Source organism: Geodermatophilus sp. URMC 60 (assembly GCF_053502585.1).
In genome coordinates this window covers 4,100,393-4,121,270 of record NZ_CP199958.1, presented here as the reverse complement: position 1 = coordinate 4,121,270, position 20,878 = coordinate 4,100,393, and the positions used below count along the sequence as shown (strand labels likewise).

Here is a 20,878-nt window from a genome sequence, read left to right as displayed (position 1 = left end):
ACGAGCGGACCGGCGGTCCACCTCCTGCCGGGTCAGCGCGCGACCGAGCCGAGGAGGTCGAGCACCCGGTCGGCGTGCGCGTCGAAGGTGTGCCGCTCGCGCACCGCCAGCGCCGCCCCGGCACCCCGGCGCGCGGCCAGCTCCCCGCTCAGGACGTCGGCCACGTCGTCGGCGGACCGGTAGAACAGCCCGGTGCCGTCGCGGCGCAGCACCCGCTCCACCGACACCAGGGACCCGGGGTTGCCCTGCTGCAGCAGCGGCAGGCCGGCGCCGAGGTAGACCGGCAGCCGGGCGGGGGAGTTCAGGTCGTCCCACGTCGCCCGCCGCAGGTCGCCGCCGTTGGCGCTGTCGAAGCGGTGCAGCCACCCGGCGTCGTACCGCGACAGCTCGCGCACCCAGTCCTCCGGTCCGACCGGCGGGTGGACGTGCACGAACCCCGGGGCGGCGGCGAGCGCGGCGTCCAGCCACCCGGTCCACGAGCCCTTCGGCCCCGGTGCCCGCACCTGCCCGTAGAGGTGGGTGTGCACGCCGCGCGCTGCCAGCGCCAGCACCCAGTCGAGGTCCAGGCCCGACGGCCGGCCGGCGACGACGGTGTGCGGCTGCCCGTCGGCGTCCGACAGCTTCGGGGTCAGGGGTGCGTCCAGCCAGTCCCGCTTGGGCAGGTCGCCGTCGAGCACGCCGAGCCGGCCGGGGTCGACGCGGCCGGACAGCGCCAGCGCGAACCAGTCGAGCTCCTCGTCGGTGGCGAACAGGGCGGCCGACGCACGAGTCACCAGGTCGGCGAGCAGCGGCCACTCGCCGCGCACGGTGCTGCGCTGCGGCGCCTCCTTGAACGTCCACACGAACGGCAGCTCGGGGAACGCGGACTGCACCTCGTGCGCGAACGGCACCGCCCGCCAGTTCAGCTGCGCCCACACCACGTCGGGCCGGAGCTCCCGCACGGCCGGGCGCCACCGGTCGCGGGGGAGGTCGGGCACGTGCCCGAAGGGCAGCGGGCCCACGGTCGCGTCACCCAGGCCGTCGGCCGTCCAGAGCCCGGTCAGCCGGGAGCCGCGCTCGGCCAGCGCCAGCACCCGCTCCGGGTTGAGCGCCAGCTCGCCGACCAGCAGCACGGAGAGCCCGTCCGGCGCCGGCGGGTACGCCCGCGACCGGAACCGCGCGTACCGCGCGACCTCGTCGACGTCACCGCCGTCGGTGGAGGCGAAGCGCAGCGGCTCGCGCACCCGGTAGCGGCTGCGGAAGACGTTCAGCCCGCCGTCCCGCGACTCGCGCAGCGCTGCCGAGCGCTGGCCGGGGTGCCGGGTCCACGAGCAGGTGACCCGGCCGGTGTCCGCCGTCCGCCCGCGGGCCCGCAGCCGGTCCCACATCAGCCGGCCCAGGTCGTCGGACTCGAGCGCCGGCCGCTCGGTCCACCGGTCGGCGGTGACCCGGTGCGCCACCTGCACCAGCTGCTCGTAGCCGGTGTCCGACGGCTCGGCGAGGCCCGACCGCGCCAGGACGACGTCGCGCCCGGCCAGGCAGCCGAGCAGCGCGGACAGGTGGTCGGGGGACCAGACGTCGTCGGCCGGCAGGTAGGCGACCAGCGGGGTGTCCAGCGCGTCGAGCCCGGCGTTCAACGTCGCGCCGAGCCCGCGGTTCTCCGGCCGGCGCACCAGCCGCACGCGCGGGTCGTCGAGAGCGGCCACGACGTCGGCGACGGCGCCCGGGTCCGGCGAGCCGTCGTCGAGCACCAGCGCCGTCCAGTCGGCGCAGGACTGCGCGAGCAGGCCCTCCAGCGCGCGGGGCAGGAAGGCGGCCTGGTCGTACACGGGCACCAGCACGCCGACCGCCGTCACGCCACCGCCTCCAGCGCGTCCCCCTCCCGCACCCGCGCGTAGACGTCGGCCACCCGCGCGGCCAGCCGCGGCCACGCGTAGTCCATGGCCCGCGCACGCGCCCCCACCGACAGCCGGGCCCGCAGGCCGGGATCGGCGGCCAGCCGGTCCAGCGCCGCGGCCAGCGCGTCGACGTCCCCGGGGGGCACGAGCAGGCCGGTCTCGCCGTGCCGCACCACCTCGGGGATGCCGCCGACGTCACTGGCCACCACCGGCAGCCCCGAGGCCATGGCCTCGGTCAGCACCGAGCCCATCTCCTCGTACGCCGACGGCAGCACCAGCACGTCGAGCGAGGCCAGCACGGCCGGGACGGCGGGGTGCTCGACGAAGCCGGTGAGGTGCGCCCGCGGGAGTCCGGCCGCCAGCGCCTGGACCCGCTCCCGGTCCGGCCCGTCCCCGACCACGACGAGGGACGCCGGCTCGCGCATCCGCCCGAACGCCTCGACCAGCCGGTCGGCGCGCTTCTGCGGCGCCAGCCGGCCGACGTAGCCGATCCGCGGCCGGCCGACCCCCGGGAAGACGTCGGGGGAGCCGCCCGAGAACAGGGCCGGGTCGAAGCCCGACGGGATGGTCTGCACCCGGCCGGCCGGTACGCCGTCGGCGGCCAGCGCGGCGGCGGTCCGGTCGGTGAGGACGACGACCGCGTCGGCCCGGCGCAGCGCCGACCGCTCGACCCACCCGCCCAGCGCCCGCAGCAGCCGGGTGCGCGGGCCCCGGCCGGTCAGCGTGTGCCCGACGCTGCAGTGCACGGTGACCACCAGCGGGCAGCGGTGCCGCCGCGCGGCGAGCCGGGCCAGCGGCAGGGTGGCGAGGTCCTCGCCCTGGTGCGCGTGCACGACGTCCACCGGTCGCGTCGGCCGCCGCAGGACGACGCGCAGGGCGTCGAGCGCCCACAGCTGGCGCAGCCGCGGCACCGGCAGCCCGGTCCGGTGGACGACGGCCGACCCGCCCATCGGCACGCGGCCGCGCCGGCCGGCCAGCCGCGAGGTGACCACCGTCTGCACGTGGCCCTGGGCGTCGAGGCAACGGGTCAGCGCGGCGGTGTGGTTCTGCATGCCGCCGATCGGGTCGAACCGAGCGGCTCGCGCGTCGACGGACCGACCGCCCGCGGGCAGCGGCTCGAACACACTGCACAGCCGCAGCACCGAGCGGCCGACGGGGTCCACGCGACCTCCTGCACGCATACCACCTGCCCGTTCTGGACAGGACCCGCAGTACAGCAGACCCGGCCGACACCCGCCGGAGGGAGGACGAGCAGGTGAGCGGACCCCTCACCGACCCGGCGGTGCGCCGGATCGCCCTCGTGCGGCTGCGCGTGGGCCTCGGCGACCTGCTCTGCTCGCTGCCCGCGCTGCGCCGGCTGCGCGCCGCCCGGCCCGACCTGCACGTCAGCCTCGTCACCTGGCCGGAGACCGCCGCGGTGGTGGAGCGGATGGGGGACGCCGTCGACGAGCTGCTGCCCTTCCCCGGGGCCGACGACGTCCCCGACCGCCCGCCCGGCCGCGAGCCGGACCCGGCGTCCTGGGCGGTGTTCACCGCGGCGGCGGCCGCGCGGCGCTTCGACCTGGCGCTGCAGGTGTACGGCGACCGGCCCGCCGCCAACCGAGTCGCCGCGGCCCTGGGCGCCCGGCTCGTCGGCGGCTTCGCCCCGACCGGCTGGGACCCGCCGCCCGGGACCGGGCACCTGCACCTGCGCTATCCGGTGCACCTGCACGAGGCCGAGCGGCACACCCGGCTGTTCGAGCACCTCGGCCTGCCGCCGGCCGGCCCGCCCGAGATGGCCTTCCCGCTGACGCCCGCCGACGAGGCCGAGCACGCGGCGGTGCTGGCGCGCGCCGGCCTGGCGCCCGGCGGCTACGCCGTCCTGCACCCCGGCGCCTCCTCGCCGACGCGGCGCTGGCCTCCCGAGCGGTACGCCGCGGTGGGAGACGCGCTAGCCGCCGACGGGCTGGCCGTCGTCGTCACCGGCGGGCCGGGGGAGCGGGCGGTCGGCGCGGCGGTGGTCGCCGCGATGCGCGCCCCGGCGGTCGACCTCACCGGCGCCACCGGCCTGGGCGGGCTGGCCGCGCTGCTGCGCGACGCCGCGGTGCTGGTCGGCAACGACACCGGCTCGGCGCACCTGGCCGCCGCCGTCGGCGCCCGGAGCGTCACCGTCTTCCTGCCCGGCGACCCGGTCCGCTGGGCGCACCCCGGTCCGTGGCACCGCGCGCTGGTCGCCGACGTGCCCTGCGCTCCCTGCCCGCACCTGGTCTGCCCGATCGACTTCCGCTGCGCGGACTCGGTGCGGCCGCAGGACGTGCTCGCCGCCGCCCGCGACCTCGCCCGCGGGGCCGTCGCGTGAACCGGGTCTCGCTGGTCTGCGACTCCGAGAACTGGGGCGGCGCCGAGGTCTACCTGACCCACCTGCTGCGCCGCTCCGGCGGGCAGGGGTGGACCGCCTCGCTGGTCTGCGCCGAGCCGCTGGCCGCTCGCTTCGCCGCGCTGCTGCCGTCCGACCGGCTGGCCGTCGTCCCGCTGGCCCGGCACTCCGCCGCCGCGCCCGCGGTGCGGGCCGCGCTGGCCGCGCAGCGCCCCGACGCCGTGCTGGTCAACCTCGTCGACCCCAGGTCGAACGCGGCAGCGGTGGCGGCAGCCCTCGCGGTCGCACCCACCGCCGGCGTGCTGCACCTACCCGGGGAGACCGGGACGAGGGACGAGCGGGCGCACCTGGCCGGCCTCTACCGCGCGATGGCCGCCGTCCTCACCCCCGCGGCCGGCGCCCGCGACCAGCTGGTCACCGACCTCCGGGTGCCCGCGCACCGCGTGCACGTCGTCCCCAACGGCGTGGACCTGCCCGGCGACCCGGCGGGGCCGGCCGGGCGGGCGGTACCGCGCATCGGCGCGCTGGGCCGGCTGACCGCGCAGAAGGGCTTCGACGTGCTGCTCGACGCCGTCCGGGCCCTGACCGACGGTGGCGTGCCGGTCGAGGTGGTGGTCGGCGGCGAGGGGCGCGACGGCGACCGGCTGCGCGCCGCGGCCGCGGGCCTGCCGGTCACCTTCTGCGGCTTCGTCGACGACGTGCGCGGCTTCCTCGCCGGGCTCGACCTGTTCTGCCTGTCCTCCCGCCGCGAGGCGCTGCCCCTGGTGCTGCTGGAGGCCATGGCCGAGGGGCTGCCGTGCGTGGCCACCGACGTGGGGGACGTCGCGGTCGCGGTCGGCGCCGACGCCGTCGTCGTCCCGCCGGGGGACGCAGCTGCGCTCGCCGCGGCGCTGGCCGGCCTGCTCGCCGACCCGGCCGCGCGCGCGGAGCTGGGACGGCGGGCGCGGGCCCGGGCGGCCGAGGCCTTCGACGCCGACCTCATGGCCCGCCGGACGTTCGCCGTCCTCGGGGGTGCGGCGGGTGTGCGCGGGACCGGGACGGGGAACGCCAGCAGCGGGAGAGTTGACGCGCGCGGGGCACCGGAGGCCCCGCACCACGAGAGGACGCCGCCCATGGCCATCGCCACGATCAACCCCGCCACCGGCGAGACGCTCCAGACCTTCGAGCCGCTGTCCGACGAGGCGGTCGAGGAGAGGATCGCCCGGGCGGCCGCCGCGTTCGACAGCTACCGGCTGACCACCCCCAAGCAGCGGGCCGGCTGGCTGCGGGCCGCCGCCGACGTGCTGGACGCCGACGCCAAGAGCGTCGCGGAGCTGATGACGACCGAGATGGGCAAGACGCTGGCCTCGGCGCAGGCCGAGGTCGGCAAGTGCGCCAAGGCGCTGCGCTACTACGCCGAGCACGGCGAGCAGATGCTGCAGCCGCAGCCGGCCGACGCCTCGGCGGTCGGCGCGGTCGAGGCCTACGTCGTGCACCAGCCGCTGGGCGTGGTGCTCGCGGTCATGCCGTGGAACTTCCCGCTCTGGCAGGCCATGCGCTTCGCCGCCCCGGCGCTGATGGCCGGCAACGTCGGGCTGCTCAAGCACGCCAGCAACGTGCCGCAGACCGCGCTGTACCTGGAGGAGCTGTTCCGCAAGGCCGGCTTCCCCGACGACGTCTTCCAGACCCTGCTCATCGGGTCGGGGCAGGTGGAGGCGGTGCTCCGGGACGACCGGGTGGTGGCCGCGACGCTGACCGGCAGCAACGCCGCCGGTCAGGCGGTGGCGAAGGTCGCCGGGGACGCGCTGAAGAAGACGGTGCTGGAGCTGGGCGGGTCGGACCCGTTCATCGTGATGCCCTCGGCGGACCTGGACCGGGCCGCGGAGGTCGCGGTGACCGCGCGCTGCCAGAACAACGGGCAGAGCTGCATCGCCGCGAAGCGGTTCTTCGTGCACGCCGACGTCGCCGAGGAGTTCACCCGCCTGTTCGCCGAGAAGATGGCGGCGCTCCCCGTCGGGGACCCGATGGACGAGGGGACCAAGGTCGGACCGCTGGCCACCGAGTCCGGCCGGGAGGACGTCGAGCGCTACGTGGCCGACGCCGTCGAGAAGGGCGCCACCGTCGTCACCGGCGGCAAGCGGGTCGACCGGCCCGGCTGGTTCTACGAGCCGACCCTGGTGACCGACGTGACCCCGGAGATGGGCATCTGGTCGGAGGAGGTGTTCGGCCCGGTCGCCGCGCTGCACACCGTGGCCGACCTGGACGAGGCGATCCGGCTGGCCAACGAGCACGTCTACGGCCTGGGCTCGAACCTCTGGAGCGAGGACCACGGCGAGCGGCTGCGGTTCATCCGCGACATCCAGTCGGGCATGGCGTTCGTCAACGGGATGGTGACCAGCTACCCGGAGCTGCCCTTCGGCGGGGTCAAGCAGAGCGGCTACGGCCGGGAGCTGACCGAGCTCGGGATGTACGAGTTCTGCAACGCCAAGACCGTCTGGATCGGCCCGCCCAGCAGCCAGCAGGGCGAGGGCGACACCGCGGCCGCCGCGTCGGAGTGACCCGCGTTCCGGCCATCCCCGCGGGGATGGCCGGAACACGCCTGGGAGCTCCCGGGTTGCCGCGGGCATGACCCGCGTCGTGGAAGCGACCGCCTACGGCGGCCCCGAGGTGCTCACCGTCGTCGACCGGCCCGTCGGCGACCCCGGCCCCGGGCAGGCGCGGGTCGAGGTCCGCGCCGCCGGGATCAACCCGGCCGACTGGAAGAGCTACACCGGCGCGTTCGGCACCGACCCCGCCGCGCTGCCGCGGCGCCTCGGCTTCGAGGTGTCCGGAGTGGTCACCGCGGTCGGTCCGGACGTCCCCTTCGCCGTGGGCGACGAGGTCATCGGGTTCCGGGTCTCCGGCGGGTACGCCGCCGAGCTCGTCGTCCCGGCGGCGGCGCTGGTGCCCAAGCCGGCGTCCCTGCCGTGGGAGCAGGCCGCCGGGCTGATGCTCACCGGCGCCACCGCGGTGCACGCGCTCACCGCCACCGGGGTGGGCCCGGGCGACACCGTGCTGGTGCACGGCGCCGCGGGCGGGGTGGGCCTGATGGCGGTCCAGCTGGCGGCGCTGCGCGGCGCCCGCGTCATCGGCACGGTCGGCGGTGACGGCGCCGACCTGGTGCGCCGGCTGGGCGCCGAGCCGGTGCGCTACGGCGACGGGCTGGCCGGCCGGGTGCGCGACCTCGCGCCGGGCGGCGTGGACGCCGCCCTGGACCTGGTCGGCACCGACGAGGCCGTCGACGTCTCGCTCGAGCTGGTCGCCGACCGGCAGCGGATCGCCACCGTCGCCGCCTTCGGCCGCGCCGCGACCGACGGGATCCGGGCCCTCGGCGGCGGGCCGGGCGCCGACCCCGGCACCGAGCTGCGGGACGCCGCCCGGCCGGACCTGGCCGAGGCCGCCGGCGCCGGCCGGCTGGAGGTCGTCGTCGCGGCGACCTTCCCGCTGGAGGAGGTCGCCGCGGCGCACCGGCAGGGCATGGCGGGCCACACCCACGGGAAGCTGGTGCTGCTGCCCTGACGAAGGACCCCCTGCCCCCCACCGCTCGCGAGCTCGCGGCGGGACCCTGCAGGGGGCCGTCCTCCCACGCCTCGCGGGCTCAGCGCGGGACCCCGGACGGGGCCGGCCGCTCCTCGGTGCGCATGCGGGAGTGCCGGTAGCCGTAGGTCGCGTAGATGACCAGGCCGACAGCCAGCCAGGCGAGGAACCGCAGCCAGGTCTCGATGCTCAGGTTGGTCATCAGGTAGAGGCAGGCCAGCGCGGAGACCGCCGGCAGCACGGGGGAGAAGGGCACCCGGAAGGGCCGCCGCATGTCCGGCCGCGTGCGGCGCAGCACGATCACGGCCAGCGAGACCAGCAGGAACGCGAACAGCGTGCCGATGCTGACCAGGTCGGCCAGCGCGCCCAGCGGCACGAAGGTCGCCATGACCAGCACCAGGACGGCGAAGAGCAGGGTGACCCGCGCCGGGGTGCCGGTGCGCGGGCTGACCCGGGCCACCGACTGCGGCAGCAACCCGTCGCGGCCCATGGCGAAGCCGATCCGGCCGACGGTGATCAGGTCGACGAGGATCACCGAGGTCAGCCCGGCGACCGCGGCCAGCGAGATGAGCGCGGCCGCCCAGCCCAGACCCACCTGGTCGAAGGCGTCGGCGATCGGCGCGCCGGGGTCGATCTGGTCGTAGCGCACCATCCCGACCACCACCAGCGAGACGCCGACGTAGAGCACGGTGGCCAGCCCCAGGGTGCCGAACAGGCCCAGCGGGAGGTCGCGGCCAGGACGCTCGGTCTCCTCGCCGAGGTTCGCGACCGCCTCGAAGCCGGTGTAGGAGAAGAAGACGACCGCCGCGGCGGTGAGCACGCCCCCGATCCCGAAGGCGACCGGGTCGATGCCGGCGATCGCCTGGATGAGCGGCTGGGCCAGCCCGCTGCTGGCCTCGGCCGGCTGCCCCTCGGGGACGAACGGGGTGAGGTTGGCGCCGCGGACGAACCAGGCGCCTGCCACGATCACGAACACGCAGACCGCCACCTTGGTGACGACGAGCAGCGCGGTGACGCGGGCGGACTCCCGGATGCCGAGCACCGCGACGGTCGTCAGCAGGACCACGATGAGCGCGGCGCCGACGTTGACCGGGGCGTCCTCGCCGAACAGCGAGGGCGGCAGGTCCAGCAGGTTGCCGACGTAGCCCGACCAGCCGCGTGCCACCACCGCCGCGCCGAGCGCGAACTCCAGGAACAGGTCCCAGCCGATCACCCAGGCGACCACCTCGCCGGCGGTGGCGTAGGCGTAGGAGTAGGCGCTGCCGGCGGTGGGGGCCGAGGAGGCGAGCTCGGCGTAGCAGAGCGCCGCCAGCAGGGCCACGACGCCGGCGACGGCGAAGGAGACGACGACCGCCGGGCCCGCGAACTGCCGGGCCGCGACGCCGGTGAGCGTGAAGATGCCCGTGCCGATGACCACGCCGATGCCGAAGCCGACGAGGTGCCGCGCGGACAGCCGCTTGCGGAGGTGACCCACTTCCCCGGTGGCGTCGTCCCCGAGGCGTTCGACCGGTTTGGTCCGGAACATCTGCACCCGCCCATGCTGGGCGTTGCCGCCGTCGCCCGCTCGGTGGACGGCCCCCTCCAGGGCACCGCCCCGAGCGTGCGAGGGGCAGGGAGGAGGGGGTCCTCTTTCAGACCTCCTCGACGGCGAAGGTGCGGCTCGGCGCGACGACCTCGTCCTGCGCGGCGACCAGCAGGATCTCCCGCGACCGCGCCTCCTCGGTGGCCTTGAGCAGGCCGTGCACCGACGCCGCGGCGGCGCCGAGGGCGGTGCCGGCGTCCCGGCTGGCCAGCCAGTGGGCGAGGAAGAGCGCGGCGATGGCGTCGCCGGCGCCGTTGACCGAGACGTCCAGCCGCGGGGTGCGCACCCGGAAGTGCCGGCCGCCCTCCGAGGCGAGCAGGTCGACGGCGTCCCCGGGGGTGTCGGCGGTGACCAGCGAGGTGGTGAGCACGACCCGCGGGCCGAGCGCCTGGACGGCGGCCACGGCGTCCCTCACCTCGTCGAGCGTCCGCGTCGTCGTCCCGGAGAGGTGGTCGAGCTCGTAGTGGTTGGGGGTGACGATGTCGGCGGCGGGGACGGCGACGTCGCGCATGAACTCGGGGATGCCGGGACGGACGAAGACGCCGCGGCCCACGTCGCCGATGACCGGGTCGCAGCAGTAGACGGCTGCGGGGTTGGCCTGGCGCACCCGCCGCACCGTCTGGACGACGGCGTGCCCGATGTCGGCCGAGCCGAGGTAGCCGGAGAGGACGGCGTCGCAGGTGGCCAGCACACCGCGCTCGGCGATGCCGTCGACGACCTCCTCGATCGCCGGGCCGTCGAAGACCCGCCCGCGCCACTCGCCGTAGCCGGTGTGGTTGGAGAACTGCACGGTGTGCACCGGCCACACCTCGATGCCGAGGCGCTGCAGCGGGAAGACGGCGGAGGAGTTGCCGACGTGGCCGTAGGCGACGTGCGACTGGATGGAGAGGACTGCGGTCACGGAGGGCAACGGTGGCACACGGGCGCTACTCCTGCCCGGGTGCTCTCACCACCGCGGCGAGCGCACCGGCCACGAACTCCTCCGCGCGCGCCCGGTCGACGCCGAGGCCGGCCAGCACACCGGTGCCCTCGTCGGCGTCGAGGAGCGCCAGCAGCACGTGCTCGGTGCCGATGTAGTTGTGCCCGAGTCGCAGGGCCTCCCGGAAGGTCGCCTCGAGCGCCGCCCGGGTGCGGTCGTCGAAGGGCACCAGCTCCGGCGACTCGCCGGTGCCGGCGGGGCCGAGTGTCGCTGTCGCCACCTCGCGGACGCGCTCCAGCGGCACCCCCTGCGCGACGATCGCGCGAGCAGCGAGCCCCTCCGGCTCGGCCAGCAGGCCGAGCACCAGGTGCTCGATGCGGATCTCCTGGTCGTGCCGGGCGCGCGCCTCGTTCTGCGCGGTGACCACGGCGTTGCGGGCCCGCGGCGTGAACCGGCTGAACCCGGCGTTCGGATCGAGTGGGGCGTCGGCGGCACCCGGGCGCTGCACGAAGCGCTTCTGCGCGGCCTGCTTGGTCACCCCCATGCTCGCGCCGATCTCGGTCCACGAGGCGCCCTGCCGGCGGGCCTGGTCGACGAAGTGACCGATGAGCGCGTCGGCGACCTCCCCGATGTGGTCGGCGACGAGGACGGCGTCGGTCAGCTGCTCCAGGGGGTCGGTGTGGACCTGCTTGATCGTGTCGATGAGGTCGTCCAGCCGGACGGCCCGGGAGAGCGGTGTGGACTCGGTCATGCCGTCAACCGTAGGTTGACGCTGGTGCGTCGTCAACCCGTGGTTGACGGGCCGGGCGGTGGTGTCCCGGGCTGCCGCGGGGGGACGGACCGCGGCGGGCAGGATGGCGGCATGGCCCTGCCTCCCCCCATCTCTCCCGGCATCGTCGGCGTCGCGGCCCGCGTGGCCGAGCCGGTCGACGTCCGCAGCGCCGACCTGCGGCTGGGCGGGCGGCCGCTGCCGGTGGTCAGCCCCGCGCGCGTGTACGTCTGCGGCATCACGCCCTACGACGTGACGCACCTCGGGCACGCTGCGACGTTCGTGTGGGCCGACGTCCTCGGGTCGGTGCTGGGGCTGGCCGGTGCCGCGGTGGTGACCAGCCGCAACGTGACCGACGTCGACGACGTGCTGACCCGGGCCGCCGACGCCCGCGGCCGGCACTACGACGAGTTCGCGCTGAGCCAGGAGTTCGCCTTCGAGCAGGACATGCGCGCACTCGGCGTCCGCCCGCCCACGCACGCGCCGCGCGCCCGGCACCACATCGCCCACGTGCAGCAGCTGGCCGCGGCGCTGTTGCGGGCCGGCCGGGCGTACGAGCGGGAGGGTCACGTCTTCTTCCGCGGCGCCGAGGCGGTGACGTCGTCCGGACTGACCGTCGACCGGGCGCGCCAGCTGGCCGCCGAGTTCGGTGACCACCCGGACGACCCGCTCCGCGAGGACCCGTTGGACGTGCCGGTGTGGCAGTCCTCCGGTGAGCGGGACCCGGCCTGGCCCTCGCCGTGGGGCTGGGGGCGGCCGGGGTGGCACGCGGAGTGCGCGGCGATGGCGACGGCGACGCTCGGCCACGGCGTGGACGTCCTGGTGGGCGGCGCCGACCTGGCGTTCCCGCACCACGCCCACCAGGCGGCGATGGCGGAGGCGGCCTCGGGGGTGGGACCGTTCGCGCGCAGCCGGGTGCACGTCGGGGCGGTCTCGCAGGACGGCGCGAAGATGGCGAAGTCGACGGGCAACCTGACCCTGGTCGCGGACCTGCTGCGGGTGACCACCGGGCCGGCGCTGCGGCTGCTCGTCCTGGACCGGCCGTGGTCCCGGCCGTGGGAGTACCGGCCGGAGCTGCTGGAGTCGGCGTCCGCGCGGCTGGACGCGCTGTTCTCCGCCGCCGGCCGTCCCGGCTCGTCGCCGACGGCGAGCCGGGCGGTCGCCGACCGGCTGTTCGACGACCTTGACGTGTCCGGCGCCCTGGACGTCGCCATCGACGACGGTGGGGATGCCGCCCGCCAGCTGGTCCGGGTGCTCGCGCTCGGTTGACGGGCCGCCGCCCGCCTCCGCGAGGACGCGAGGTCCCCGCCCGGCGGAGCGGTCGGGCACGTGGGCGCGCAGACGCCTCCGTGCGGCGGTCGACCGCGCTCACCCGCCCCGCTACGCACGCGTGCGGTCGGGTCGGTCGGGTCAGAACGGTGGGCGGTCAGGGAGGAGGGCTCCGTGAGCTGGGCCGGTCGGAGGCGACGACCGGGGGGCGCCGAGCCAGCCGAGTCGATCATGGGGTCGTCGTCGGCGACACCCGCGGACGCACCGCGCCGGGATGCCGTCCGCCCATGATCGACACCGGGTGGGGTGCCGCAAGCGCGAGTCCCCCCGCCGTCCGTCGTCCGCCGTCCGCCGTCCGCCGGTTGATCATGGGGTTCTCGCAGCCGACACGCGCGGACGGGCCGCGCCGGGCCGCAAGAAGCCCATGATCAACCTGGGACCCGGACGTCAGGCGGTCAGCCGCCAGCGCCGGGCCTGCGGACCCTGCACGGATCGCCGGACGCGCCGGCACGCGGGAGTCGCCGGGTCGGCGCCGACCGGGTGGTGCAGATCGAGCAGGCACGTTCCGGTGCCGATCAGCGGGGCGACCGGCCGGCGCGGGGGGACCCGGCCGGCCGGAGCGCGGGGTCCGGTCAGGCAGCGCGGAGCGTGGACGACGCGGCCGTCGGCTGCGCCGTGGGCTTGGCGGGCACGGTCCAGCGCATCTCCATGTGCCGGTGGCCGGAGCTGTCCACGACGGGGACCCAACGCACCTGCGGACACGTGCTCGTACGCATGACAGCCACCTTTCGTTCACCTGTTGTTCACGATTGTGACACCAGGCACCCTTGATGTGCACGTGGTTGCGGGAGGGTGACCCGGAAGAGGGGTCAGAGCCAGCCGACGACCGACGCGCCGATGCCGACGTGCAGCACCGCGCCCGGCATCACGCCGACGACGGTGCCCAGCGTGGCGGGCAGCCACCGGAGGCTCGACAGGCCGGCCGCGTAGCTGACGACCCAGAACGGCACCGGGCTCACCCGCGCGAGCGCGACGGCGAGGAAGCCGCGGTCCCGGAACAGCCGGTCGGCGCGGGCCAGCCTCGGGCCGGCGAGCCGGGCCACGGCGTCGCGGCCCAGGTGCCGGCCGAGGGCGAAGCCGCCCATCCCGCCGAACCAGCCGGCCAGCACGGCGACCGCGAGCCCCGCCGGGAACCCCGCCGCGGCGCCCAGCAGGACCGACAGCGCCGTGCGGGGGACCGGCATCATCAGCGCGCCCGACACCGCGAGGACGAGGGCGGTCCAGCCGAGGGGACCCGCGTCGTCCAGCCAGCCCCGCAGCGCCGGGACGCCGGGCCGCTCGACCGTCAGCGCCACCACCGTCGCCACCGCCAGCAGCACGCCCAGGGCGGCGAACCGCAGCCACGCCCGCCGGGGGGAAGGAGGCCCGGGCGGGACGGGCTCCGGCTCTCGGGGTCCGGAGCCGGGGCGCACGCGCTCCACGCTACGGGCGCGCCCGGACAACCCGGTTGCGGCGGCTGCGACGCTGGCCGCGATGACCGACCGCCTGCTCGTCGACTTCTTCTACGCCCAGCAGCTGGGCCACGCCGTCGAGGCGCTGCAGCACTGCGTCGGCCACGCCGCCGCCGTCCCGGGGCGCGAGGTGGCGGTGCTGCTCAACGCCGCCACCCCCACCGAGCTGGCCGACTGGTCCCCGGCGGTGTCGGCCGTCTTCCCCGTCGACGGGCCGTTCCTCGAGCCCGACCCGGCCGCCCGGGACCGGCTGACCACCGTGCCCCGCGACTGGGACTGGGTGGTCGACGACACCCGCCGCCACCAGCCCTTCCAGCTCGACCTCTTCCCGGGCATGCGCGACCACTACGCCGCCTCCGACGGGCACCTGCGGCCACGACGGGGTCGCTCGGTCGTCGGCGCCGACCGCGTCGGGTACCTCGCGCACCAGCCGGTGCGCCTCGACCTCCCGGCTGCCGCCCGCGCGGCCGCCACCCGCTGTCTCGGCGGAGTGGTCGGCACCCGCCCGCGGATCGCCGTCCTCCCCGCCGGGTCCAGCGACCCGGCCCTGTACCCCTCGGTCGCCTCCTGGCTGCTGGTCCTCGACGCGCTGACCGACGCGGTCCCGGGCCTGCAGCTGGTCCTGATCGGCCGGCTGGCCCGCGACGAGCGCAGCTCCACCTCGTGGGGACGGGACGACGTCGACGCGCTGCTGGCCCACCGGTCGCACCCCGTGGACTGCGTCGACGTCCCGCTCGGCGAGCAGCTGGCGGTCGTGGAGGCCTGCGACGTCCTGCTCGCCCCGCACTCCGGCTTCGGCATGGCGGCGCTCGCCGTCGGAACGCCGTGGCTGGCGCTCTCGGGTGGGCGGTGGTTCGAGTACTGGGCCAACGCCGGCGTGCCGTTCCGGTCGGTGCTGCCGGATCCGGGCGCGTACCCGGCGTTCAGCCAGTTCGACCCGGCCGACGTCGTCCTGGACGGGGACGACGGCCCGCGGACGCCGAGCATGACGCGGGCGCGGGTGCGGGAGGACCTCGACCGCGTCGTCGCCGGGGCCCGAGAACTGCTGGCCGGGAACCTGACCCACGAGCGGGCGCTCGCCGAGTACTACCGCGACCTGCGCGCGGTCGTCGGGGCGGAGGCGATCTGGTCGATCGACGGCGTGCACGCCGCCCACCTCTGACCCGGTTGGATGGCCGGGTGACGGAGAACTGGCCGGTCCGGGACGCGACGGTCGCGGACGCCGCGGCGTGCGCGGCGATCTACGCGCCCTACGTCCGCGACACGGTGATCTCCTTCGAGCTGGAGCCGCCGACGGCCGCGGAGATGGCCGTCCGCGTCGAGGCCGCGCTCGCGCGGCACGCCTGGGTCGTCCTCGAGGACGGCGGCCGGGTGGTCGGCTACGCGTACGGCACGACGTTCAACGCCCGCGCCGCCTACGACTGGTCGACGTCGGTCAGCGTCTACACCGAGACCGGTCGCCGCCGTACCGGCGCCGGACGCACCCTCTACGCCGCCCTGCTCGACCGCCTCGCCACCCGCGGCTACCGCACCGCGCTGGCCGGCGTCGCGCTGCCCAACGCGGCCAGCGTCGGGCTGCACACGGCGATGGGCTTCCAGCCGGTCGGCACCTACCGCCGGGTCGGCTGGAAGCTGGGCCGCTGGCACGACGTCACCTGGTTCCAGCGGCCGCTCGGCAGCGGCCCGGTCGACGACGGCGCGCCGCCCACCCCTCCGAGGTGACCGTGGACAGGGCCGCGCCGCCGGGAGATACTAGGACGTCCAACTAAATCGGCGCGGATCTGTCGCGCGTCCGACGCTGGGAGCGACATGCCGTCCGACCTGCACGTCCCCACCCACCCGGTCCGCTTCGTGACCGCGGCGAGCCTGTTCGACGGCCACGACGCGGCGATCAACGTGATGCGCCGGCTGCTGCAGAGCCAGGGCGCCGAGGTCGTCCACCTCGGGCACGACCGCAGCGTCGACAGCGTCGTCCGGGCGGCGCTGGAGGAGGACGTGCAGGGGGTGGCGATCTCCTCCTACCAGGGCGGGCACGTCGAGTACTTCGGCTACCTGGTCGAGCGGCTGGCCGAGGCCGGCGCCGGGCACGTCAAGGTCTTCGGCGGCGGGGGCGGCGTGATCGTCCCCCAGGAGATCGCGGCGCTGCGCGAGCGCGGGGTCACGATCTTCTCGCCGGAGGACGGCCAGCGCCTCGGGCTGCCCGGGATGATCAACGAGCTCATCCGCGCCTGCGACGTCGACCTGACCGAGCACGGCCCGGACGTCGAGGCGCTGCTCACCGGCGACCCCGCGGCGCTGGCCCGCGCGATCACCGTGCTGGAGTCCGGCCGCGACCCCGGGCTCGCGACCAGGGTGCGTCAGGCGGCCGAGGGTCGGACGGTGCCGGTCCTCGGCATCACCGGCACCGGCGGCTCGGGCAAGTCCTCGCTCACCGACGAGCTGCTGCGCCGGCTGCGCACCGACCAGGAGGACAAGCTGCGGGTCGCCGTCCTGGCGATCGACCCGACCCGGCGGCGCGGCGGCGGGGCACTGCTCGGCGACCGGATCCGAATGAACGCCCTGGAGACCGGCGACGGCAGCCACACCTTCTTCCGGTCGCTGGCCACCCGCAGCGCCGGCGCGGAGACCCCCGAGCACCTGGACGACGTGCTGTGCGCGGTCAAGGCCGCCGGCTTCGACCTGGTCATCGTCGAGACGCCGGGCATCGGGCAGGGCGACGCCGGGATCGTGCCGTTCTCCGACGTCGCGCTGTACGTGATGACGCCGGAGTTCGGCGCCGCGTCGCAGCTGGAGAAGATCGACATGCTCGACTTCGCCGACGTCGTCGCGATCAACAAGTACGAGCGGCGCGGGGCCGAGGACGCCCGCCGGGACGTCGCCCGGCAGATGGTGCGCAACCGCGAGGCCTTCGGGCAGCCGTGGGAGGACATGCCGGTCTTCGGCACCAGCGCCGCCCGGTTCAACGACGACGGCGTGACCGCGCTCTACCAGCACCTGCTCGGCCTGCTGGTGGAGAAGGGGCTTCCCGCGGGCTCCGGCGTCCTGCCACGGGTCGACGTCAAGGCCTCGTCCGGCCTGACCAGCGTCGTCCCCGCACAGCGCGCCCGGTACCTCGCCGAGATCACCGAGGCGGTCCGCGGCTACCACGCGCAGACCGATCAGCAGGCCGCGGTCGTCCGCCGGCGACAGCACCTGACCACCGCCGCCGAGGTGCTGGACGGGGACGCCGCCGAGGCCGCCCGCGCCGCGGTCGAGGCCGCGGACCGCGAGCTGCTGCCCGAGGTGCGCGACCTGCTCGACGAGTGGCCGGCGCGGGTCGAGGCCTACTCCGGCGACGAGTACGTCTACACGGTGCGCGGCAGGGAGATCCGCACGCCGCTGACCAGGAAGACGCTCTCCGGGAACGACGTGCGGCGGGTGGCGCTGCCGCGGACCCAGGACGACGCCGAGCTGCTGCGCTTCCTGCGCCGGGAGAACCTGCCCGGCGCCTACCCGTTCACGGCCGGCGTCTTCCCGTTCAAGCGGCAGGGCGAGGCGCCCGCGCGGATGTTCGCCGGCGAGGGCGACGCCTTCCGCACCAACCGACGCTTCAAGCTGCTCAGTGCGGGCAACGAGGCCACCCGGCTGTCGACGGCGTTCGACTCCGTCACCCTCTACGGCCGCGACCCCGACCCGCGCCCCGACGTCTACGGCAAGGTCGGCACCTCCGGGGTCTCCATCGCCACGCTCGACGACATGGAGGTCCTCTACTCCGGGTTCGACCTCTGCGACCCGACCACCTCGGTGTCGATGACCATCAACGGCCCGGCGCCGGCGATCCTGGCGATGTTCCTCAACACCGCGATCGACCAGCGGCTCGACCGGTTCCGCGAGGAGGAGGGCCGCGAGCCCGACGCCGCCGAGGCCGAGGAGCTGCGCGCCTGGGTGCTCGCCACCGTCCGCGGCACGGTGCAGGCCGACATCCTCAAGGAGGACCAGGGCCAGAACACCTGCATCTTCTCGACCGAGTTCGCGCTGCGCTGCATGGCCGACATCCAGCAGTGGTTCATCGAGCACCGGGTGCGCAACTTCTACTCGGTCTCGATCTCCGGCTACCACATCGCCGAGGCCGGGGCGAACCCGATCAGCCAGCTGGCCTTCACCCTCGCCAACGGCTTCACCTACGTCGAGGCCTACCTGGCGCGCGGCATGGCGATCGACGACTTCGCGCCCAACCTGTCGTTCTTCTTCTCCAACGGCATGGACGCCGAGTACTCGGTGATCGGCCGGGTGGCCCGCCGCATCTGGGCGGTCGCGATGAAGGAGCGCTACGGCGCCGGGCCGCGGTCGCAGCAGCTGAAGTACCACGTGCAGACCTCGGGCCGGTCGCTGCACGCGCAGGAGATGGACTTCAACGACATCCGGACGACGCTGCAGGCCCTCTGCGCCATCTACGACAACGCCAACAGCCTGCACACCAACGCCTACGACGAGGCCGTCACCACGCCCAGCGAGCACTCCGTCCGCCGGGCGCTGGCCATCCAGATGATCATCGACAGGGAGTGGGGGCTGGCCGGCAACGAGAACCCGCTGCAGGGCTCGTTCGTCATCGACGAGCTCACCGACCTGGTCGAGGAGGCGGTGCTGGCCGAGTTCGACCGGATCGCCGAGCGCGGCGGCGTGCTGGGCGCGATGGAGACCGGCTACCAGCGCGGCAAGATCCAGGACGAGTCGATGCTCTACGAGCACCGCAAGCACGACGGCAGCCTGCCCATCGTCGGCGTGAACACCTTCCTCGACCCGCACCGCGACGACACCCCGCCCAAGCCGGTGGAGCTCGCGCGGGCCACCGAGGCGGAGAAGCAGTCGCAGCTGCAGCGGCTCGCGGACTTCCACGCCCGGCACGCCGACGAGGCGCCGGCCGCGCTGGCCGAGCTGCAGCGGGCGGCCACCGAGGGCGGCAACGTCTTCGCCGCGCTGATGGACGCCGTCCGGGTGTGCTCGCTCGGCCAGATCAGCGACGCCTTCTTCGAGGTGGGCGGCCAGTACCGCCGCAACGTGTGAGGGATGACCTGGGGACGGCGGTCGACCTGCCGCGCCCGCCCCGGCGGGTGGTCTCGCTGGTCCCGTCGCTCACCGAGGCGCTGGCGGTCACGGTGCCCGAGCGGCTGGTGGGCGCCACCGACTGGTGCACCCACCCGGCCGGGCTCGACGTGGCCCGCGTGCGGGGCACCAAGAACCCCGATCGCGCGGCGATCACGGCGCTCGAGCCGGACCTCGTCGTCTGCAACCGGGAGGAGAACCGTCGGCTGGACGTCGACCGGCTGCGGGCGGCCGGCATCCCGGTGTGGGTGACCGTCATCGAGTCGGTCGACGAGGCCCTGGTTTCGATGCGCCGACTCCTCGGCGAGGCGCTCCGGGTCCCCGAGCCGGGCTGGTTGAGCGACGCCGCGGCGACGTGGGCCCGGCCCGTGCCCGGGAGCCGGCTCCGGGTCGCCGTCCCGGTGTGGCGCGATCCGTGGATGGTCGTCGGGCCCCGCACCTTCACCGGTGACGTGCTGGCCCGGCTCGGGCTGGTCAACGTCTTCGCCGGCGCCCCGGCCGACGATCCGGCGGCCGACCGCTACCCGAAGGTGGACCTCGCGGACATCGCCGCGGCCGGGCCGGACGTCGTCGTCCTGCCCGACGAGCCCTACGCCTTCACCGCGGACGACGGGCCCGAGGCCTTCCCCGGGATCCGCACCGCGCTGGTCTCCGGCCGCGACCTCACCTGGTACGGCCCCTCGCTCGGCCCGGCGCGCGCGCGGCTGCTCGCCGGGATCCGCCCCGACCGATGAGCCCGGCGGCCGGCGGGGGTCTGTGCTGCATGGACCTCGAGCCGGTCAGGACCGTCCTGCAGCGCCAGGTGGACGAGGGCCGGCTGCCCGGCTTCGTCGCCGCCGTCCGGCACCGCGGGGGGACGCAGGTGCTGTGCGGGGGCACGACCACCGCCGGCGGCGCCGACCCGATGCGCCCGGACACGCTCTTCCGCCTGGCCTCGGTGACCAAGCCGGTCGCCGGCGCGCTCACCCTCGCGCTGGTGGAGGACGGCGTGCTGGGCCTCGACGACCCGGTCGCCCCGTGGCTGCCCGAGCTGGCCGCACCGCGGGTGCTGCGCGACCGGTCCGGGCCGCTGGCCGACACCGTGCCCGCCGAGCGGCCGGTCACCGTGCGGCACCTGCTCACCGGCACGCCGGGCTTCGGCGGCATCTGGGACGACAGCCCGCTGGCCCGGGCGATCGAGGAGCGCGAGATCGGCCCCGGCCCCTGGGCGCCCGCGATGGACCCGGACGAGTACCTGCGCCGGCTGGCGGAGCTGCCGTTCGCCGCACAGCCCGGTGTGCTGTGGCTCTACCACATGGCCGCCGACGTGCTGGGTGTGCTGCTGGCCCGCGCCGCCGGACGGCCGGTGTCGGCGCTGCTGGCCGACCGGGTGACCGGCCCGCTGGGGCTGACCGACACCGGCTTCACCGCCGCCGACGCCAGGCGGCTGGCGACCGTCCACGAGGCCACCCCGAACGGCCTCGTCCCGTACGACGCGCCCGACGTCACCGTCCCGCCGGCGTTCGACAGCCTGGCGGCCGGCCTGGTGTCCACCGCGCCGGACCTGCTCGCCGTCCTGGCCGCGCTGGCCGACGGCGGCGCCCCGGTGCTGTCGCCGGCGTCCGTGGCCGCGCTGACCGCCGATGCCCTCACCCCCGCCCAGCGGGCGAGTGCGGGCGACTTCTTCGGGCCGGGGGTCTCCTGGGGCCTGCAGACCGGCGTGTGCGTCGAGCCGGCCGAGCCGTGGACCACCCCGGGCCGGTTCGGCTGGGACGGCGGCACCGGTACCAGCGCCTGGGCCGACCCCGCCCGGGACGTGGTTGCCGTCCTGCTCACCGGCCGGCTCTGGTCCGGCCCGGACGACGAGCCGCGCGACTTCTGGCGGACGCTGTACGCGAGCCTGTAGCACCCGTCCTGCGGAAAGGGGCTGCAGACGTGTGCCGCCACTGCTGTCGGTCTCCTCGGGCCCCGGACGGGGA

The 20,878-nt window shown here is 75.8% G+C and carries 15 protein-coding genes; 9 read left to right on the top strand and 6 right to left on the bottom strand.

Going from position 1 to position 20,878, the window contains the following annotated elements; all coding sequences use genetic code 11:
* Window positions 1–32: 32 nt before the first annotated feature.
* Both ACWIX3_RS19425 and ACWIX3_RS19420 read right to left on the bottom strand, forming a co-directional pair.
* Complete coding sequence (locus ACWIX3_RS19425) at window positions 33–1,835, bottom strand: glycosyltransferase family 2 protein (protein ID WP_448608987.1); 1,803 nt, start codon at window positions 1,833–1,835, stop codon at window positions 33–35.
* Window positions 1,832–3,040: a glycosyltransferase family 4 protein gene (locus ACWIX3_RS19420; protein WP_448608986.1), complete on the bottom strand. Its 1,209-nt coding sequence runs from the start codon at window positions 3,038–3,040 to the stop codon at window positions 1,832–1,834. Before ACWIX3_RS19420 ends, ACWIX3_RS19425 begins: the two co-directional genes overlap by 4 nt.
* A gap of 92 nt (window positions 3,041–3,132) precedes the next feature.
* Between ACWIX3_RS19420 and ACWIX3_RS19415 the strand changes: the two genes are divergently transcribed.
* From ACWIX3_RS19415 to ACWIX3_RS19405, 3 genes are all read left to right on the top strand, one after another.
* Window positions 3,133–4,215 carry a glycosyltransferase family 9 protein gene (locus ACWIX3_RS19415; RefSeq protein ID WP_448608985.1) on the top strand — a complete coding sequence of 361 codons (1,083 nt, stop codon included), beginning with the start codon at window positions 3,133–3,135 and terminating at the stop codon, window positions 4,213–4,215.
* Window positions 4,212–6,770 (top strand): NADP-dependent succinic semialdehyde dehydrogenase, encoded by a 2,559-nt coding sequence (locus ACWIX3_RS19410; protein ID WP_448608984.1) that lies wholly within the window; start codon window positions 4,212–4,214, stop codon window positions 6,768–6,770. Before ACWIX3_RS19415 ends, ACWIX3_RS19410 begins: the two co-directional genes overlap by 4 nt.
* A gap of 67 nt (window positions 6,771–6,837) precedes the next feature.
* Window positions 6,838–7,770: a quinone oxidoreductase family protein gene (locus ACWIX3_RS19405; RefSeq protein ID WP_448608983.1), complete on the top strand. Its 933-nt coding sequence runs from the start codon at window positions 6,838–6,840 to the stop codon at window positions 7,768–7,770.
* A gap of 79 nt (window positions 7,771–7,849) precedes the next feature.
* Here ACWIX3_RS19405 and ACWIX3_RS19400 read toward each other — a convergent pair whose 3' ends face one another.
* From ACWIX3_RS19400 to ACWIX3_RS19390, 3 genes are all read right to left on the bottom strand, one after another.
* On the bottom strand, window positions 7,850–9,313 hold the full coding sequence (locus ACWIX3_RS19400) for an amino acid permease (RefSeq protein ID WP_448612487.1): 1,464 nt from the start codon (window positions 9,311–9,313) through the stop codon (window positions 7,850–7,852).
* A 106-nt stretch (window positions 9,314–9,419) separates the two neighbouring features.
* Window positions 9,420–10,271 (bottom strand): pyridoxal kinase PdxY, encoded by an 852-nt coding sequence (pdxY, locus tag ACWIX3_RS19395; protein WP_448608982.1) that lies wholly within the window; start codon window positions 10,269–10,271, stop codon window positions 9,420–9,422.
* A 25-nt stretch (window positions 10,272–10,296) separates the two neighbouring features.
* Window positions 10,297–11,040 (bottom strand): Clp protease N-terminal domain-containing protein, encoded by a 744-nt coding sequence (locus ACWIX3_RS19390; RefSeq protein ID WP_448608981.1) that lies wholly within the window; start codon window positions 11,038–11,040, stop codon window positions 10,297–10,299.
* 111 nt (window positions 11,041–11,151) lie between these two features.
* On the opposite strand from ACWIX3_RS19390, the gene ACWIX3_RS19385 reads away from it, so the two are divergent.
* Window positions 11,152–12,327, top strand: coding sequence for a cysteine--tRNA ligase (locus tag ACWIX3_RS19385; protein ID WP_448608980.1), 1,176 nt, complete (start codon window positions 11,152–11,154; stop codon window positions 12,325–12,327).
* An 869-nt stretch (window positions 12,328–13,196) separates the two neighbouring features.
* Here the strand turns inward: ACWIX3_RS19385 and ACWIX3_RS19380 are convergent.
* Window positions 13,197–13,799 (bottom strand): TVP38/TMEM64 family protein, encoded by a 603-nt coding sequence (locus ACWIX3_RS19380; RefSeq protein WP_448608979.1) that lies wholly within the window; start codon window positions 13,797–13,799, stop codon window positions 13,197–13,199.
* Window positions 13,800–13,860: 61 nt separating this feature from the next.
* On the opposite strand from ACWIX3_RS19380, the gene ACWIX3_RS19375 reads away from it, so the two are divergent.
* The 5 genes from ACWIX3_RS19375 (at window position 13,861) to ACWIX3_RS19355 (ending at window position 20,805) form a co-directional block, all read left to right on the top strand.
* Entirely contained in the window at window positions 13,861–15,000 is a 1,140-nt protein-coding gene (locus tag ACWIX3_RS19375; protein ID WP_448608978.1) for a hypothetical protein, read from the top strand.
* Between the two features lie 17 nt (window positions 15,001–15,017).
* Window positions 15,018–15,560, top strand: coding sequence for an N-acetyltransferase family protein (locus tag ACWIX3_RS19370; RefSeq protein ID WP_448608977.1), 543 nt, complete (start codon window positions 15,018–15,020; stop codon window positions 15,558–15,560).
* 87 nt (window positions 15,561–15,647) lie between these two features.
* Window positions 15,648–18,881 (top strand): fused isobutyryl-CoA mutase/GTPase IcmF, encoded by a 3,234-nt coding sequence (gene icmF / locus ACWIX3_RS19365; RefSeq protein ID WP_448608976.1) that lies wholly within the window; start codon window positions 15,648–15,650, stop codon window positions 18,879–18,881.
* Complete coding sequence (locus ACWIX3_RS19360; RefSeq protein WP_448608975.1) at window positions 18,878–19,654, top strand: helical backbone metal receptor; 777 nt, start codon at window positions 18,878–18,880, stop codon at window positions 19,652–19,654. Before icmF ends, ACWIX3_RS19360 begins: the two co-directional genes overlap by 4 nt.
* The gene (locus ACWIX3_RS19355) at window positions 19,651–20,805 is read left to right on the top strand and encodes a serine hydrolase domain-containing protein (protein WP_448608974.1); all 1,155 of its coding nucleotides are present in this window, start codon (window positions 19,651–19,653) and stop codon (window positions 20,803–20,805) included. Before ACWIX3_RS19360 ends, ACWIX3_RS19355 begins: the two co-directional genes overlap by 4 nt.
* Window positions 20,806–20,878 lie beyond the last annotated feature (73 nt).